We start from the raw sequence: 16,071 nt of genomic DNA, 5'->3' as shown, positions 1-16,071 counted from the left end.
TAGAAGCACTCCGAACACTAACGGTTCGTGAAGGGGCCCCATTTAATGAATTTCAATCGGGGCAACATTCATGGTCGAGTCAGAAACCCCCGACTCATGAACACATTCACGTCGTTTTCGGCCTGAATTCCGTCAGTGCGCCTCATCCCAGTTGCTGCCGACGCCGGTATCGACCACCAGCGGCACTCGCAGTTTGGCCGCTTGCGACATGCGCTCCACCACCTGCAAACGCAGGTCTTCAACGAAACTGCTTTCGGTTTCGAAGACCAGTTCATCGTGTACCTGCAGGATCATCCGCGCTGGTGCCCCGCTGTCGCGCAGCCACTGGTCCACATCCACCATTGCACGCTTGATGATGTCGGCAGCGGTGCCCTGCATCGGCGCGTTGATCGCGGCGCGCTCGGCACCGGCACGCAGGCCCTGGTTGCGGGCGTGGATGTCGTTCAGGTACAGGCGGCGGCCGAACAGGGTTTCCACGTAGCCCTGGTCACGGGCCTGCTGGCGCATCCGCTCCATGAAGTCGCGCACGCCCGGATAGCGGCTGAAGTACAGCGCCACGTAGTCCTGTGCCTGGCCACGGTCGATGCCCAGATTGCGGGCCAGGCCGAAGGCGCTCATGCCGTACATCAGGCCGAAGTTGATCGCCTTGGCGGCGCGGCGCTCGTTCGGGGTCACCTCCTCCAGCGTGCGCCCGAACACCTCGGCGGCGGTGGCACGGTGCACGTCGGCGCCCTGCTCGAAGGCGCGCACCAGGCCCGGATCCTCGGACAGGTGGGCCATGATCCGCAGCTCGATCTGCGAATAGTCGGCGGCCAGCAGCTGGAAGCCCTCCGGCGCCACGAACGCGCGGCGGATGCGGCGGCCGTCCTCGGTGCGGATCGGGATGTTCTGCAGGTTCGGGTCCGATGAGGACAGGCGGCCGGTGGCGGCACCGGACTGGTGGTAACTGGTATGCACCCGGCCGGTGTCCGGGTTGACCATCTCCGGCAGCTTGTCGGTGTAGGTGCTGCGCAGCTTGGCCAACCCGCGGTAGTCGAGGATCACCCGTGGCAGCTCGTGCTGGTCGGCAATTGCCTCCAGTGCCTCTTCATTGGTGCTGGGCTGGCCCTTCGGGGTCTTCACCACCGCCGGCAGCTTCAGCTCGTCGAACAGCACCGCCTGCAGCTGCTTGGGCGAATCCAGGTTGAAGCTGCGGCCGGCCAGCTCGGTGGCCTTCTGCTGCGCGGCCAGCATGCGCGAGGACAGGTCCTGGCTCTGCCGGCGCAGTTCGTCGGTGTCGATCCGCACGCCGTTGGCTTCAATGCTGGTCAGCACCGGCACCAGCGGCATCTCGATGTCGCGGTACACGCTGTCCAGCGCCGGCTCGGCCAGCAGCTGCGGCTGCAGCGCGCGATGGAGGCGCAGGGTAATGTCGGCGTCCTCGGCCGCATAGCGGCTGGCTTCGTCGATGCCCACCTGCGAGAACGGAATCTGCTTGGCGCCCTTGCCGGCCACGTCCTCGAACTTGAGGGTGGTGTAGCCCAGGTAACGCAGGGCCAGCGAATCCATGTCGTGGCGGGTGGCGGTGGAGTTGAGCACGAAGCTCTCGAGCATGGTGTCGTCGTGGTAGCCCTGCACCTCCACGCCGTGGCGGCGCAGCACATGCAGGTCGTACTTGCCGTGCTGGCCCAGCTTCTTCTTCGCCGGGTCCTGCAGCACCGGCCGCAGCGCATCCAGCACCTGCTGCATCGGCAGCTGGGCCGGCGCACCCGGGTAATCGTGGCCGACCGGAATGTAGGCCGCCCTGCCCGGCTCGACAGCCAGGCTGACGCCGACCAGGCGCGCGCGCATCGCGTCCAGCGCATCGGTTTCAGTATCGAAGCTGATCAGCTCGGCCTGCTGCAGGCGCTCGACCCAGGCCTGCAGCTGCCCGCTGGTCAGCACGGTCTCGTATTCACCCGGCGCGGACAGTGCCGGATCCAGCGTGCCGGCGGCGGGCGCCTCGACGCTGCCACGCGCGAAGCCGGCCGCAGTGCCGCGCAGGCTCGGGGTCGCCTCGCTGGCGGCCACCGGTGCCGGCACAGGCGCGCCCAGCTCCTTCAGCGCCTGGGTGAAACCATAGCGCGTATACAGCTCGGTCAGCACCGGAACATCCTGCTCGCGCAGCGCCAGCGTGGTCGGGCTGGCCTCCAGTTCCACATCGGTGCGGATCGTCACCAATTCGCGGTTCAGCGGCAGGCGTTCCAGCGCAGCGCGCAGGTTCTCGCCGATCTTGCCCTTCATGGTCGGCGCGGCCGCCATCACCCCGTCCAGGTGCTGGTACTCGGCCAGCCACTTGGCAGCGGTCTTCGGCCCGCACTTCTCCACGCCCGGCACGTTGTCGACCGCGTCGCCCATCAGCGCCAGCAGGTCGATGATCTGATCGGCGCGCACGCCGAACTTGTCCATCACCGCCGCGTCGGAATCCATGCGGCTGCCGGTCATGGTGTTGACCAGTTCGATGCCCGGCCGCACCAGCTGGGCAAAGTCCTTGTCACCGGTGGAAATGGTCACCTTCAGGTCCTGCGCCAGGCCCTGCAGCGCAAGCGTGCCGATCACATCGTCGGCTTCCACGCCGGGGATGCGCAGGATGCTGATGCCCAGCGCTTCGACGATGCGGCACATCGGCTCGACCTGGCTGCGCAGTTCATCGGGCATCGGCGGGCGGTTGGCCTTGTACTGGTCGTACAGGTCATCACGGAAGGTCTTGCCGGGCGCATCGACCACGAACGCGACGTAGGCCGGGCGCTCCTTCAGCGTCGAACGCAGCATGTTGACCACGCCGAACAGCGCGCCGGTGGGTTCACCCTGTGCATTGGACAGGGGCGGCAGCGCGTGGAACGCGCGGTACAGGTAACTGGACCCGTCGATCAGGACTAATCTGCTCATGCGCCGATTCTACGCGCCCGTGCCTGCACCGCGGCGACACGGCGCGCACACCGCGATGGGGCATAATCAGGGCTCGTTCCAGGCAAAGGCCCCCGCCGATGAAGACCCTGATGCTGGCTTCCCTGCTCCTGCTCGCTGGCTGCGCCAGCATGGGTGGCGCAGGTGCTCCCCCGGTGGACGTCAAGGGCGCGGATGTGTCCAGGCGCACCATGGACAACGGTGACACCATCGAGGAATACCGTGTGTCCGGCCAGCTGCGCATGGTCAAGGTGACCCCGTCGCGCGGTGCCCCGTTCTACATGTATGACAAGAACGGCGACGGCCGCATGGACAACGACAAGGACGGTGTCTCGCCGGTCTACTGGAAGCTGTACAGCTGGTGAGGTGACCGGGGTTGTGACCGGGGTCGGATCCCTTTCCACAGGAAAGGGCTCTGACCCCCTCGAAGCCATCGGCACGGCCGCCGATCCCCCCACAAAAAAACAACGCCGGCACGCATCCTGCGCACCGGCGTCGGGTCCCTCCCCGGGAACGCTTGAATCTGCGGGTATGGATCAGCGGATGACCAGTACCGGCAGCGTGCTGCGTGCCAGCACCTCGGCAGTCTGGCTGCCCAGCAGCACGCGGGTCACGCCACGGCGGCCGTGCGAAGTCATCACGATCAGGTCGCTGTTGCGCTCGGCCGCCGTCTCGATGATGCCGTCGGCCGCGTAGCGGTCCAGCACGTGCACCGGGTTGGCGGTGATGCCCTGCTCGGCGGCCTTGGCCAGCGCCGGCTGCAGCACCTTCTGCGCGCCTTCCTCGCGGTCAGCCTTGTATTCCGGGCTGTTCATGTAGCCCACGCTCCAGCCCATGGCGTCGTACATGCCGACGGCCCACGGCTCGGAGACAGTCACGATATCGACCTCGGCGTTGAGGTCCTTGGCCAGCTCCAGGCCCTTGGCCAGGCCCTTGTCGGCCAGCTCGGACCCGTCGGTGGCAATCAGGATGCGCTTGTACATGGTGGGGCTCCGTGGCGGTCTGCCAGATGGGAACGCCACCATTGCACACCGGATGTGGAGGCGGCGCCTTGAGCAGGATCAATCCGGCGCTGTGCAGGGGCCCGTGCGCACCGTCGCGTGGTCCGAGGGACGCGCTCGGCCGGCCCCCTTCTGTAGAGCCGAGCCCATGCTCGGCTCCACAACAATGTCGCTCAGGCGATCTGCACCACGCGTGCGTTCTGGCACAGCGGATAACTGGACACGAATTCGGCAATCGCATCACGCATCGCCTCGAACGATTCGCCGTACATGTACAGTGCGGTTTCGGTCGGGCCCTGCCACCAACTGCAGATCTCGCCCAGGCCATCGATGTTCCCGGACAGCTGCTCGAATACGTGGTTGGAATCGCACTGTTCGTAGACCTCGTCCGGCAGGTTCAGGCCATCCAGGTAGATGCCCAGGCCCTCGGTCACGCCGAAGCTGCGATCAGCTTCGCCTGCCCCCTGGATCTTCGACCCCTTCGGCGCACCCAGCTGCTCCAGCAGGTCGATCAGCTTGGGCACCCCGGCCACGTCGACCAGTGCCACTTCGATATCGCCGTATTCGACCTCGCCGTCGTCGGACATCGCGGTGCCGCCACCGGTGATCTCGCCGACATTGGCCGCCTGCAGCAGCGCATCGAGCGGATCTTCGAACAGCTCGTGGCGATGTTCGGGCTGCAGCCGGGCATTCAAGGTCACGGTGACGTGCAGCGCGGGTTCGGTCATGGGGGCGTTCCTGGAAGAAGTGCCGCCTATTGTAGAGCCGAAGGTAGCGGCAGGAGCCGCTGCCAACGTCGCTTGCGACGGCCCGAAGGGTGCCGGTCAGGACGACCGGCATAGCCCATGCTCGGCTGCTTTTCCCGCCAGAAGCAGCCGAGCATGGGCTCGGCTCTACAACAGCCCGTCAGCGCAGGAACGGGGTCACCTTGCGCTTGAGCAGCTCCACCAGCACCATGTACTCGTAGTCATCCGGGATATCCAGGCAGATCACTCGCTTCTCCTTCAGCCACGGCTTGTAGCGGCTGGACAGCCGGTTGCGGTGCGCCTTCTCCATCACGAACACCAGGTCGGCCCACTGCAGCAGCTCGGGGCCGAGCACTTCCTCGGCGTCGGCCAGCAGCCCGGCCGAGGCGGTCTCGATGCCCGGCCAATCGGCGAATACCTGCTCGGCCGTCGGGCTGCGCAGGCGGTTCTGGCTGCAGAGGAAGAGCACGTTGCGGGTCATGAGCGCAGCCTAATCGGGGTCGAATCCCTTTTCCAACGGAAAAGGGCTCTGACACCAACAGGCTGCTTTCAGACAAATTGCATGGTCGGATGACCGTTCAAGGGGCCACCATGTGCTTTTGCCACCGTCCAGATGTCCATGATCACCAAGGATGACCTGTTAACGTCGTTCGGAGAGGTGGCCGAAGTCCACGGCTGCTACTTCAGCAAGTACGTAGTCGCGACGTACGTACTCTACTGCTGCGTGAGGAATGCCAAGAGACATGACCTCGCGATCGCGTCCAAGAATGTCGATGATCCGGAATTCGCCACCAGCGTTGTGCTGAACGCACCGCACCATCTTTCACATGATGGGCCAACGATCTTCGAGATTCCGTCCAACGCCTATGGGTTCACTCATGCGATGGCGGTTCCCAGCACCTATCACGGGCTTCTGAATCGGATCGAGAAGCGCACGGGGCTGTTCCTATGCCTGCCGATCTTCCGGTGTGAGTTCAACGGCAACGAATCAGCAGAGGATTTCAGGTGGTCCACACATCACATCGTTGACGTCAACAACTGGCATAGGACCAGGCAGCCGAAGATAAGCGTGTACTTCGACAATCCCCGCACTGGCGGCGGAACGGACAAGGACGGCGCCATCGTGAGCCTGGAGACGTTAATGGCCGAGATCGACAACCTCAACGGAGTGAGCAGCGGCTTCATCGAGATCACCAACTATCGCAATGAGGTGATCGAGGTGTTGTCGCCGGAGGAGGGCCACTACGTATTGATCCGCAACCGCCAGGATGAAGAAGCAATGGACCGCGCCGGGTTGGTGGCAGCCGTGGAGACATTCACCATCGGCTGATAGCCGACCGCTGTTGTAGAGCCGAAGGTAGCGGCAGGAGCCGCTGCCAACGTCGCTTGCGACGGCCCGAAGGGTGCCGGTCAGGACGACCGGCATAGCCATGCTCGGCTACTCTTTCCCGCCAGAGGCAGCCGAGCATGGGCTCGGCTCTACAGGAATTCCTGCCCCCCCGACGGTGATCAGATCACCGTCAGGTTGGCGTAGGCCATCACCAGCCACTTGCTCCCCGCGTCGGCAAACTCGACCTGCACGCGGGCGTGGGCGCCGTTGCCTTCGTAGTCGGTCACCATGCCTTCGCCGAACTTGGGATGGGTGACCAGTGCGCCAAGCTTGACCGGCGGTGCCTCGATCGAGGCATGGCCCATCACCCGGCTGGCGCCCATCGAGGCCGGTCGCGAGACCTGCACCTTCGGGCGCACTTCGTGCAGCAGCTCGCGCGGAATCTCGCGCAGGAAGCGCGACGGCAGGCTGTAGTTGTCCTGGCCATGGATGCGGCGAGATTCGGCGTAGCTCAGCACCAGCTTCTGGCGCGCGCGGGTGATGCCGACGTAGGCCAGCCGACGCTCTTCCTCCAGCCGCCCGCTTTCCTCCAGCGAACGTGCACTCGGGAACAGGCCGTCTTCCATGCCTGCCAGGAACACCAGCGGGAATTCCAGGCCCTTGGCCGAGTGCAGGGTCATCAGCTGCACGCCGTCCTCGCCCGCCTGCGCCTGGCCTTCACCGGCCTCCAGCGCGGCATAGGCCAGGAACGCGACCAGCTCGTCCATGTCCTCGCCCACTTCCTCGATGTCGTCGGCGCGGCGCACGAAGCGCGACGCCACCGAGACCAGTTCGTCGAGGTTGTCGGTACGCGATTCCGAATCCAGCGAATTGCGGCTTTCCTTGCTCCAGTGCTCGCGCAGCTGCGAGCGGGCCAGCACGTGGTCCACGCGCTCGGCCAGGGTCATGTGCACGGTCTGGGCCTGCAGCTCGTTGACCAGCCCCAGGAAGCCGGCCAGTGCATTGCGCGCACGTGCGGCCAGCGCGCTGCCCTGGGTGACCAGCATCGTCGCTTCCCACAACGAAATGCCCTGCGCGCGCGCCTCGCGGCGCACTTCGTCCAGCGTGCGGTCGCCGATGCCCCGGGTGGGCGTGTTGACCGCGCGCTCGAAAGCGGCGTCATCATTGCGGTTGGACAGCAGGCGCAGGTAGGCCAGCGCGTCCTTGATTTCGGCACGCTCGAAGAAGCGCATGCCGCCATACACGCGGTACGGCACCTGCTCGCTCAGCAGCGCTTCTTCCAGCGCGCGCGACTGCGCGTTGCTGCGATAGAGCACGGCCACTTCGGTGTAACTGCCACCGTCGCGCACCCACTGGCGGGCGCGCTCGACGATGTAGCGCGCCTCGTCCATCTCGTTGTACGCCGCATACAGGTCGATCGGCTCGCCGTCGCCGCTGTCGGTCCACAGCTGCTTGCCGATGCGATCCGGGTTGTGCGCGATCACCGCGTTGGCGGCGCCGAGGATGTTGGCGGTGGAGCGGTAGTTCTGCTCCAGGCGGATGGTCTGCGCACCCGGGAAGTCGCGCAGGAAGCCCTGCACGTTCTCGACCTTGGCACCGCGCCAGCCGTAGATGGCCTGGTCATCGTCGCCGACCACGAACACGTGGCCGGAATCGCCGGCCAGCACGCGCACGAAGGCGTACTGGATGGCGTTGGTGTCCTGGAACTCGTCCACCAGGATTTCGCGGAAGCGGGCGCGGTAATGCGCCAGCAGGGCCGGGTTGTCGCGCAGCAGTTCATGCGCGCGCAGCAGCAGCTCGGCGAAGTCGACCAGGCCGGCGCGGTCGCAGCGCGCCTGGTATTCGATGTAGGCCTGGCGCATGGTTTCCAGCCACGCGTCGTGCGGTTCGGGCTGGATGTGCTGCGGGCGGCGGCCCTCGTCCTTCTGCGCGTTGATCCACCACGCGATCTGCTTGGGCGGGTACTTGCCGTCGTCCAGCTCCAGCGCCTGCACCACGCGCTTGACCAGCCGCAGCTGGTCGTCCGAATCCATCACCTGGAAGCCTTCGGGCAGCTTCGCGTCCTGCCAGTGCAGGCGCAGCAGGCGGTTGGCCAGGCCGTGGAAGGTACCGATCCACATGCCACGGCTGCCATGGGGCAACTGTGCATCGATGCGGTGGCGCATCTCGCCGGCCGCCTTGTTGGTGAAGGTCACCGCGAAAATGCCGTGGGTCGGCACGCCGTCGACTTCATGCAGCCAGGCGATGCGGTGGGTGAGTACGCGGGTCTTGCCGGAACCGGCACCGGCCAGCACCAGGTGGTGACCGGGGGGAGCGGAGACGGCTTCGCGCTGGGCCGGGTTCAGGCCATCAAGCAGGTGGGAGACATCCATGCCTCCATTTTACGGCATCGCCGTCGCGGCTCCTGCGACCACCTGGGTGGCCAGTGCCTGCGCCTGCTGACGCAGTTCAGGCACCGCCAGGCTTTCCCACAGGCTGCCGATGCGCAGGCTGCCGAGCACGCCCAGCCGTGCCTGCGGCTGGCCACTGGCGCTGCGCAGGCGGTCGCCCGGCACCGTGCTGTCCAGGCCCAGCCCATGCGGCCCGGGGCGGGCCAGGCCCTCGGCCTGCAGCTGCTGCAGCAACGGATTGCGCAGCGCACTGGCGCGGGTTTCCACGCCGGTGGCGTTGACAACGCCGCTGATCGTCCAGTGCTGTTCATTGCCGTTGGCATCGCGACCCGACAGCCGCAGGGCATCGCCTTCGCGGCGGACGCGTTGCAGGCGGGACCGGTGAATGCGCAGTTGGCCGCTTTCGATCAGCGCCTGCAGCTGTGCGTCGACCTCTTCGGCGATGCGGTGGCGATGCACGTCCCAGTAGCGCACCACATGACGCAGGAAGCGGCGCTGGTCGGCCGCGTCGAGGCTGCACCACAGCGCCTGTCCATGCGGACGGATGCGGTCCATCACGCCCTGCCACGGCAGCCCGTCGGCCTGCGCCTGGCGAGCGAACCCGCGCAACGCGCGCAGGCGCTGGCGCAGGTTCATCTGCAGCAGCGTGGCTGGGTCGAACGTGGGCAGGCCGCCATGCGCATGCGGTAGCGGCAGCAGGCCATGGCGCGAGATCACGTGCAGCGGGCCGGTGTGGCCGGCGGCGACCAGCGCCAGCACGGTGTCGGCCATGCTCAGGCCGGAGCCGACGATAGCCACGGCCTGCTCACCGGCCAGGGTACGCACGCCGTCGTAGTCCCAGGCCTCGATCACATCATCGGCGGGCAGTGCCTCGGCACCGGCCACCGGCAGCGGCCGCATGCTGTTGCCGGTGGCGAGCACCGCCTGCACGGCGTGCAGCGCCTGGGCATCGCCAAGTGTCAGCCGGTAGCCATGGTCATCCGGCTGCAGGCCCAGCACCGGCTGCGCGATCACCTGCAGCTGCGCCGGGCTGGCCGCAGCGGCCTCCTGCAGGCGCTGCTGCAGGTAGGCCGCAAAGTAGTGGCGGCATACGTAACGCTCGCCCAGCACCTCGCGCGCCTCGCCCGGGTAGGCGTTGGCGGCCATCAGGTAGTCGAGGAAATCGCCGGGCTGGTCGGCAAACGCACTCATCTTCGCCGCCGGCACGTTCAGCAGGTGCTCCGGCCACGGCGTGGCATAGGCGATGCCCTGGGCCAGCTGCGAAGCCGGTTCGAGAATGGCCAACGCCAGTGGCGCCTTGGCTTGGCGCAGTACCTGGATCGCCACCAGCACCCCGGCCGCACCACCACCGATGATTGCCAGGTCCAGTTCGCCATTACGCGGTGAATCAGTCATGCGCCGATTGTAGGCCATCGGCGATGACGGGCCGGGTTGCCGAAGCGGGCGATTGCCGCCGCCTCACATCAACGCATCGGCCAGCCGTGCGATGCCTTCGCGGCTGCGCCGCCACGTGGGGCGGCTGCGCCACTGCTGCAGGTCCAGCTGCCGCGACTCGCGCAGGTAGCCATCCTCGATCGCACACAGCTGCTGCACCAGCGCGCGGTCGTAGCAGACCAGGCCGATCTCGGCATTCAGCGCGAATGAGCGGATGTCCATGTTGATCGAGCCGAGCACGGCGATGTCCTCGTCCACGCTCATGTGCTTGGCGTGCAGGAACTGCGGCTCGTACAGCGCGATGCGCACGCCACAGCGCAGCAGCTCGTCGTAGTACGCCTCCTGCGCCCACGAGGTCAGCCGCTGGTTGTTGCTGGCCGAGAGGATCAGCTGCACCTGCACACCGGACAAGGCCGCAATGCGCAACGCGCTGAGCGTAGCTTCGTCAGGCACGAAATATGGCGTGACCATCACCAGCCGTCGCCGTGCCAGGTGGATCAGCGCCGCCACCGCATCGCGCGCATTGCTGTACGGATAGGCCGGGCCGCTTGGCAGCAGCTGGGTGGCGATGTCGTCGCTGCACTCGGGCACATCGGCGATCACGTCCAGGCGCTGGCCGGTTTCCATGTACCAGTCGCTGGCGAACACTGCTTCCAGGTGCGCCACTGCCGGGCCACGCACGCGCGCCACCAGCTCGCGGTTCGGGTGGCCGGGCACGAACTGCGGGCCGGCCAGGTTCTGCGAACCGACATAGGCCACTTCGTTGTCGATCACCGCGATCTTGCGATGGTTGCGCAGATCCATGCGCCCGCTGCGGCGCCAGCGCAGGCCACCGGGCAGCATCGCGCGTACCTCGATGTCGCGCGCCTGCAGGCGCTTGCGATAGGCGCGCAGGCCACGCTTGGCGCCCACCGCGTCGAGCAGCACACGGCACTGCACGCCGCGTGCAGCCGCTCGCTGCAGGGCCTCGACGATCGCCTCGCCCACCGCGTCATCGAACATCAGGTAGTACAACAGGTGCACGCGGTCTTCGGCCTGGTCGATGTCGGTGATCAGCGTGTGCAGCGATTCGTCGTAGTCGGTCAGCAGGTCGACCGCGTTGCCGTGCACCGGCATGAAGTCGCCCTGGCGCTGCACCAGCGGCACGATCTCGGCGCTGGCGGTGTCCGGCTGCGGTGTCCAGCGCAGGCGATGCTGCAGCGCCTGTTCCTCGCGGATGACCTGCGAGGCCTCGGCCTGGCGGCGGATGCGCTCGCGCGACAGCCATGGGTGGCCGAACAGCAGGTACAGCGGCAGGCCCAGCAGCGGCACGAAGCCGACCAGCAGCAGCCAGCTGCGCGCCGCCCCCGGCGTGGTGCGGGTGGGAATCCAGCACAGCGCGACCAGCCGGATCAGCCAGTCGATCAGCAGCAGGTACGAACCCAGCAACCACTCGAACAGCATCGTGTCGCCCGTCGGGAGGTGATGGGCCATTCTGCCCAGCAGGGTGTGTAGAGTCGAGCTTGCTCGACTGCCTCAGCGCAGCCGGGCACGGGCTCGGCTCTACAAGGGAGGGCGGGCTTCAATGCCGCACCGGCACCTCACTCAGCTGGCGAACCGATTCGGCGTGGCGGCGGCCGTTGAGCGCCATGCAGGCAATGGCCTGCGCCGCCCGCTCCAGCTGCGCCTCCGGCAGCGTCGGCGGTGCGCCGTTGGCCAGTGCCAGGTGGTGGTCGCACAGCAGCAGCGCCATGCCCTCGATGCCTTCCAGCATGCGCTGCAGGCGCAGCCAGCCCAGTTCCAGGTCCTGCCGGTGTGATGGGGTGTTCATGCAGCCTCCTTCAACGGATCTGGCCACCGGTGAAGGTGGCGGACGATGCGTGGTTGCAATACCGGGAAGCAATCAATCAGCAAACGAACCGGCGGGCACAGGGCCCCCACGCACCGTCCGCCATAGAGGCGGATAGGTCACCAACCGTCGCCGGAGGGATCTCCGGCGACGGCGGGCGAGTCTACTGATTGATTGACTTCACGGGATTGCAAGCCCGACCGCTGCAACCGCAGCGGCTCACCATCATGGGCACGGCCACGCCCGTCGTTCCAATCGATTTGAACCGTGCGAGGCGCCGGAACCGGTAGGAACAATCACTTATCGCATTCAGCCCTTCGCTCCAGGCATGGTGCCATTGGCGACAGCGTGCGCAGGGACTGCCCAGTGCCGACCAACGGTCGGCACCCACCACGGCAATGCAGGAAGTCCCCACCACCCGAATGCCAGACATGAAAAAACCCGCCACAGAGGCGGGTTTCTTCGCGGGGATCAGCAATCCGTGCGGATTACTTGATCTTGCCTTCCTTGTACAGGACGTGCTTGCGCACGACCGGATCGTACTTCAGGAATTCCATCTTCCCCGGGGTGTTCTTCTTGTTCTTGTCCGTGGTGTAGAAGTGGCCGGTACCGGCCGAGGAAATCATACGGACCTTATCGCGCTTGCCTGCCATGATGCTTTACTCCTCAGACCTTTTCGCCGCGCGCACGCAGCTCAGCCAGAACGGAATCAATGCCGTTCTTGTCGATGGTGCGCAGTGCATGCGCGGAAACACGAAGCTTGACCCAGCGGTTCTCGCTGGCCACCCAGAAACGGCGCTCGTGCAGATTCGGCAGGAAACGACGACGGGTCTTGTTGTTGGCGTGCGAGACGTTGTTACCCGTCTGCACTCGCTTGCCGGAAACCTGGCATACGCGGGACATTGCGCACCTCGATAGTAGTAGTTGTCAGCCCGTAGCCCGGGAGACGGCGGCCTCGATGGTTGCCCACCACACGTCAAGAGAATCAAAGGGTTACGCTGGCGTTGGGCGGCCGGGGACGTGCTCCCGGGGACGCCGCCCGGTAGAAAACCGGACACAGCGAGCCGCGCATTATGCACCGGTTCAAGCACTTGCGCAAGTTACCCACAGGCGGGGACTGACCGGCAGGACCGGGGGCACTCCGCCAACCGGCATACTGGCCCGGACCACTGCGGAGCTTGCCATGCGGCTGCTGGCCCTGACCTACGGAACCGAAGGCGACACACGTCCCCTGGCCATGCTCTGCCATGGGCTGATCGGCGCAGGCCACGCGGTGACACTGCTGGCCGATGGCGGCACCCTGGGCAGCGCGCAGGCACTGGATGTGCCCCACGCGGCCCTTGAAGGTGACATCCATGACGACGTGGTCGCACTGGTCTCGCGTGGCAACGGCGTTGCCGCCGCCAGTACCGGCCTGGCACGGATGGCGCTGCAGCATGTCAGCGGCTGGATGCGCCAGGCCGATGCCGCCGCCGAAGGCTGCGATGCGATTCTGACCGGTGGCCTGGCGGCCTTCGTCGGCATGAGCGTGGGCGAACGCCGCAGGATTCCCGTCATCGGCAGCGGCATGATTCCGCTGACCCCGACGCGCGCCTTCCGCTCCCCGTTCCTGCCGCCCGGACGCTCGCCGGGCTGGTTGAACCGGGCCAGCTACGGGTGGGTCAACGGCCTGATCTGGCGCCAGTTCCGCCGGCCGATCAACGCGGCACGCCAGCAGTTGGGGCAATCGCCGCGCCGCGCGCTGTGGTCCGGCCTGCCGATGCTCTATGGCATCTCACCGCAGCTGCTGCCGCCACCGGCGGACTGGCCGGCCGACCACATCGTCTGTGGCCAATGGCGGCTTCCTGATGCGCCCTGGGCGCCCCCGGCCGATCTGCGGGCCTTCCTTGATGCCGGCCCGCCGCCGGTCTACCTTGGCTTCGGCAGCATGACCGGTTTTGATCGCGAACGCGTGCTGCCGGCCTTGCTGCAGGCGCTGGCGCCACGCCGGGTACTGCTGTTTCCTGGCTGGGTGGGACTGCCTGCGATGCGCTTGCCCGATTCGGTCTTCGTACTGGGGCCGACCCCACACGAAGCGCTGTTCCCGCGTTGCGCACTCGCCATCCACCACGGTGGCAGCGGCACCACGCATTCGGCCTGCCGGGCCGGCATTCCCTCGCTGGTGATGCCGTTCGCTGCGGATCAGTTCTTCTGGGCCGATCGCCTGTGTCGGTTGGGCGTGGCACCGGCACCGTTGTCACCGAAGCGACTGGATGCAGCAACGCTGGCAGCAGCCATCACCTTCGCAGAAGCCGACGCAGTACGCGCGCGCGCGGCGGCCCTGGGCGTGGCGATGAGCGATGAAGACGGGGTGGCCTGTGGCGTGGCGATGATCGAGCGCTGGTTACGGCCGATGTAACAGCGGGCAAGCCTCAGCGCAGGTGCGGAATCACCTGGGCCAGCAGATGGGCATCCTTGAGCGCACCGTGCAGGCCCCGGTTGCCGGGGATGCGCAGGCGCTGCAGCACATCGTCCAACTTGTTGCCCTGGCCGGGCCAGCGCCCGCGCGCCAGCTTCAGGCTGCAGGTGATGCGGCAGTGCTGGGCCAGCGTGCCGGGAATGCCGGCCAGGCGCAGCTCGTTGTCCAGGAAACCCACGTCGAAGGTGGCGTTGTGCGCGACCATCTCGCTGCCGCGCAGGAAGTCCAGCAGTTCGGCGGCCTTGCTGGAGAACAGCGGCTTGCCCACCAGCATCGCATCGCTGATGCCATGCACGCGCTGTGCGCCCCAGTCCACCTTGCGCTGCGGCTGCAGGTAGGTGTGGAACTGGCGGCCGCTGAGCTGGCCGTCGATCAGTTCGACGGCACCGATTTCGATCACCCGGTGCCCCAGGCGGTGGGAGATGCCGGTGGTTTCGGTATCCAGTGCGACGATGCGACTCATGCGTGGCGATGTTTCCTGTTACGTGCTGTGGTGATTTTCGCATGCCGGTAGAGCCGGGCCCACGCTCGGCTGGCGCGCGTAGCGCGGGCTTGGTGATGCCAGAAGCAGCCGAGCGTGGGCTCGGCTCTACAGGTGCGTGTGCATCACCCCAACGCTTCCACCACCCAATCGATGAACACCCGCAGCCGCTGGCTCATGTGCCGGTTCGGCGGGAACATCACATGCATCGGCATGGGTGGAAGCCGCCAGTCCTGCAGCAGCGGCAGCAATTCGCCGCGCGCCACGTGCGGCGCGGCCATGTAGCTGGGCAGCGCGACCACGCCCAGCCCCGCCAGCGCCGCCGCCAGATAGGCGTTGCCGTCGTCGAAACCGACCGTGTAGCGGCCCTGCACTTCTACGCGCTCATCGCCGCGCTGTGCGCTGAATACTCTCGCCCGGCCACTGCGCGGGCTGAGGAAGCCGACCGTGTGGTGGTCCGGCCCTTCCAGCGCGCGCGGATCGGTCGGCAAGCCGAAACGCTGCACATAGCCGGGGCTGGCGTGGAAACCGATCGGCAGCGCCGCCAGCGGCCGCGCCACCAGCGCCGGGTCGGCCGGGGTGCCGCCGCGGATCACGCAGTCGACGTTGTCGGCGATGACGTCAACCTCGCGGTCGCTGACGCCGATGTCCAGCTGGATCTCCGGGTAGCGCGCCTGGAAATCCGGCAGTGCCGGCACCAGCCGCAACCGCGCGTAGGGTCCGGGCACATCCACCCGCAGGCGGCCGCGCGGCTGGCTGGCTGCGGCACCCAGCCCGCCCTCCACCTCTTCCAGCTCGGCCAGCAGGCGGGCGATGCGCGGGTAGTAGGCCGCACCGTCGGCGGTGACGCTGACCCGGCGCGTGGTGCGGTTGAGCAGGCGCAGCCGCAGGTGTGCCTCCAGCTGCTGCACCAGCTGGGTGACCGTGGTGCGGCTGATCTGCAGGGTCTGCGCGGCGCGGGTGAAGCTGCCGGTTTCCACAACCCGGGCAAAGGCCCGCATCGCCTCGAAACGGTCCATGGCGGGCCATGATTGTTTGGGATTGGCAATCAATCTAGGCTGATCATCGCGGTTTATCCAGACAGCACTGGCGCGGAGGATGGCGTTCTCTCCCACGGATTCCTTCCCATGTCACAGCGTGATGTCGTTTTCCCCACCGGCCGCCAGGCCCTGTACGAGCGCAACCGCTACTCGCCGGCGATCCGATCCAATGGCTTCCTGTTCGTCTCCGGCCAGGTCGGCAGCCGCGAAGACGGCTCGCCCGAGCCGGATTTCGAGGCGCAGGTGCGCCGCGCCTTCGAGAATCTCAATGCGGTGTTGGCTGCCGCAGGCTGCACGTTCGATGACGTGATCGACGTGACCGTGTTCCTGGTCGACCCGGAGAAGAACTTCGAAAAGGCCTGGGCGATCGTGCCCGAGTACTGGGGCGAGGCGCCGCACCCGACCCTGACCGGTATCGGTGTGACCTGGCTGTATGGG

The 16,071-nt window shown here is 66.8% G+C and carries 16 protein-coding genes; 4 read left to right on the top strand and 12 right to left on the bottom strand.

Going from position 1 to position 16,071, the window contains the following annotated elements:
- Nucleotides 1-132: 132 nt before the first annotated feature.
- On the bottom strand, nucleotides 133-2,907 hold the full coding sequence (gene polA, locus N5E02_RS11350) for a DNA polymerase I (RefSeq protein WP_279946271.1): 2,775 nt from the start codon (nucleotides 2,905-2,907) through the stop codon (nucleotides 133-135).
- A gap of 98 nt (nucleotides 2,908-3,005) precedes the next feature.
- On the opposite strand from polA, the gene N5E02_RS11345 reads away from it, so the two are divergent.
- On the top strand, nucleotides 3,006-3,290 hold the full coding sequence (locus tag N5E02_RS11345) for a DUF2782 domain-containing protein (RefSeq protein WP_005420332.1): 285 nt from the start codon (nucleotides 3,006-3,008) through the stop codon (nucleotides 3,288-3,290).
- 171 nt (nucleotides 3,291-3,461) lie between these two features.
- Here the strand turns inward: N5E02_RS11345 and N5E02_RS11340 are convergent, their stop codons facing one another.
- The 3 genes from N5E02_RS11340 to N5E02_RS11330 form a co-directional block, all read right to left on the bottom strand.
- Complete coding sequence (locus N5E02_RS11340) at nucleotides 3,462-3,908, bottom strand: universal stress protein (protein WP_005420335.1); 447 nt, start codon at nucleotides 3,906-3,908, stop codon at nucleotides 3,462-3,464.
- 191 nt (nucleotides 3,909-4,099) lie between these two features.
- The gene (locus N5E02_RS11335; RefSeq protein WP_053498326.1) at nucleotides 4,100-4,654 is read right to left on the bottom strand and encodes a hypothetical protein; all 555 of its coding nucleotides are present in this window, start codon (nucleotides 4,652-4,654) and stop codon (nucleotides 4,100-4,102) included.
- Nucleotides 4,655-4,832: 178 nt separating this feature from the next.
- Entirely contained in the window at nucleotides 4,833-5,153 is a 321-nt protein-coding gene (locus tag N5E02_RS11330; protein ID WP_171956225.1) for a low molecular weight protein tyrosine phosphatase family protein, read from the bottom strand.
- A 138-nt stretch (nucleotides 5,154-5,291) separates the two neighbouring features.
- Between N5E02_RS11330 and N5E02_RS11325 the strand changes: the two genes are divergently transcribed.
- On the top strand, nucleotides 5,292-6,002 hold the full coding sequence (locus N5E02_RS11325; RefSeq protein WP_253901046.1) for a hypothetical protein: 711 nt from the start codon (nucleotides 5,292-5,294) through the stop codon (nucleotides 6,000-6,002).
- Nucleotides 6,003-6,181: 179 nt separating this feature from the next.
- On the opposite strand, the gene uvrD is transcribed toward N5E02_RS11325, so the two are convergent.
- The 6 genes from uvrD to rpmB all read right to left on the bottom strand — a co-directional run bounded on the left by uvrD (nucleotide 6,182) and on the right by rpmB (nucleotide 12,557).
- The gene (uvrD, locus tag N5E02_RS11320; RefSeq protein ID WP_065185914.1) at nucleotides 6,182-8,374 is read right to left on the bottom strand and encodes a DNA helicase II; all 2,193 of its coding nucleotides are present in this window, start codon (nucleotides 8,372-8,374) and stop codon (nucleotides 6,182-6,184) included.
- A gap of 9 nt (nucleotides 8,375-8,383) precedes the next feature.
- Nucleotides 8,384-9,805: an FAD/NAD(P)-binding protein gene (locus N5E02_RS11315; RefSeq protein WP_065177825.1), complete on the bottom strand. Its 1,422-nt coding sequence runs from the start codon at nucleotides 9,803-9,805 to the stop codon at nucleotides 8,384-8,386.
- Nucleotides 9,806-9,850: 45 nt separating this feature from the next.
- Complete coding sequence (cls, locus tag N5E02_RS11310) at nucleotides 9,851-11,269, bottom strand: cardiolipin synthase (protein ID WP_065177824.1); 1,419 nt, start codon at nucleotides 11,267-11,269, stop codon at nucleotides 9,851-9,853.
- A gap of 118 nt (nucleotides 11,270-11,387) precedes the next feature.
- Nucleotides 11,388-11,636 carry a hypothetical protein gene (locus N5E02_RS11305; RefSeq protein WP_263176410.1) on the bottom strand — a complete coding sequence of 83 codons (249 nt, stop codon included), beginning with the start codon at nucleotides 11,634-11,636 and terminating at the stop codon, nucleotides 11,388-11,390.
- Nucleotides 11,637-12,142: 506 nt separating this feature from the next.
- Complete coding sequence (gene rpmG / locus N5E02_RS11300; RefSeq protein ID WP_169411268.1) at nucleotides 12,143-12,310, bottom strand: 50S ribosomal protein L33; 168 nt, start codon at nucleotides 12,308-12,310, stop codon at nucleotides 12,143-12,145.
- A gap of 10 nt (nucleotides 12,311-12,320) precedes the next feature.
- Complete coding sequence (rpmB, locus tag N5E02_RS11295) at nucleotides 12,321-12,557, bottom strand: 50S ribosomal protein L28 (protein WP_005411638.1); 237 nt, start codon at nucleotides 12,555-12,557, stop codon at nucleotides 12,321-12,323.
- Between the two features lie 280 nt (nucleotides 12,558-12,837).
- Between rpmB and N5E02_RS11290 the strand changes: the two genes are divergently transcribed.
- Nucleotides 12,838-14,052 carry a glycosyltransferase gene (locus N5E02_RS11290; protein ID WP_005420352.1) on the top strand — a complete coding sequence of 405 codons (1,215 nt, stop codon included), beginning with the start codon at nucleotides 12,838-12,840 and terminating at the stop codon, nucleotides 14,050-14,052.
- Between the two features lie 13 nt (nucleotides 14,053-14,065).
- On the opposite strand, the gene dnaQ is transcribed toward N5E02_RS11290, so the two are convergent.
- Both dnaQ and N5E02_RS11280 read right to left on the bottom strand, forming a co-directional pair.
- A complete protein-coding gene (gene dnaQ / locus N5E02_RS11285) occupies nucleotides 14,066-14,575 on the bottom strand; it encodes a DNA polymerase III subunit epsilon (protein ID WP_065177821.1) in 510 nt (169 codons plus the stop codon).
- Between the two features lie 143 nt (nucleotides 14,576-14,718).
- Entirely contained in the window at nucleotides 14,719-15,612 is an 894-nt protein-coding gene (locus N5E02_RS11280; protein ID WP_279946270.1) for a LysR family transcriptional regulator, read from the bottom strand.
- A 108-nt stretch (nucleotides 15,613-15,720) separates the two neighbouring features.
- Here N5E02_RS11280 and N5E02_RS11275 point away from each other — a divergent pair.
- Nucleotides 15,721-16,071 (top strand): RidA family protein (locus tag N5E02_RS11275; RefSeq protein ID WP_279946269.1); only part of this gene is annotated, 351 nt, incomplete at its 3' end.

The organism is Stenotrophomonas sp. GD03777, assembly GCF_029842485.1.
Taxonomy (GTDB): Bacteria; Pseudomonadota; Gammaproteobacteria; order Xanthomonadales; family Xanthomonadaceae; genus Stenotrophomonas; species Stenotrophomonas sepilia.
This window is presented reverse-complemented; position numbering and strand designations above follow the sequence as displayed.

Bases quoted from the DNA above. Each gene is read 5' to 3' on its own strand.
- polA (WP_279946271.1), bottom strand. From the start codon at position 2,907: ATGAGCAGATTAGTCCTGATCGACGGGTCCAGTTACCTGTACCGCGCG.
- N5E02_RS11345 (WP_005420332.1), top strand. From the start codon at position 3,006: ATGAAGACCCTGATGCTGGCTTCCCTGCTCCTGCTCGCTGGCTGCGCC.
- N5E02_RS11340 (WP_005420335.1), bottom strand. From the start codon at position 3,908: ATGTACAAGCGCATCCTGATTGCCACCGACGGGTCCGAGCTGGCCGAC.
- N5E02_RS11335 (WP_053498326.1), bottom strand. From the start codon at position 4,654: ATGACCGAACCCGCGCTGCACGTCACCGTGACCTTGAATGCCCGGCTG.
- N5E02_RS11330 (WP_171956225.1), bottom strand. From the start codon at position 5,153: ATGACCCGCAACGTGCTCTTCCTCTGCAGCCAGAACCGCCTGCGCAGC.
- N5E02_RS11325 (WP_253901046.1), top strand. From the start codon at position 5,292: ATGATCACCAAGGATGACCTGTTAACGTCGTTCGGAGAGGTGGCCGAA.
- uvrD (WP_065185914.1), bottom strand. From the start codon at position 8,374: ATGGATGTCTCCCACCTGCTTGATGGCCTGAACCCGGCCCAGCGCGAA.
- N5E02_RS11315 (WP_065177825.1), bottom strand. From the start codon at position 9,805: ATGGCCTACAATCGGCGCATGACTGATTCACCGCGTAATGGCGAACTG.
- cls (WP_065177824.1), bottom strand. From the start codon at position 11,269: ATGCTGTTCGAGTGGTTGCTGGGTTCGTACCTGCTGCTGATCGACTGG.
- N5E02_RS11305 (WP_263176410.1), bottom strand. From the start codon at position 11,636: ATGAACACCCCATCACACCGGCAGGACCTGGAACTGGGCTGGCTGCGC.
- rpmB (WP_005411638.1), bottom strand. From the start codon at position 12,557: ATGTCCCGCGTATGCCAGGTTTCCGGCAAGCGAGTGCAGACGGGTAAC.
- N5E02_RS11290 (WP_005420352.1), top strand. From the start codon at position 12,838: ATGCGGCTGCTGGCCCTGACCTACGGAACCGAAGGCGACACACGTCCC.
- dnaQ (WP_065177821.1), bottom strand. From the start codon at position 14,575: ATGAGTCGCATCGTCGCACTGGATACCGAAACCACCGGCATCTCCCAC.
- N5E02_RS11280 (WP_279946270.1), bottom strand. From the start codon at position 15,612: ATGGACCGTTTCGAGGCGATGCGGGCCTTTGCCCGGGTTGTGGAAACC.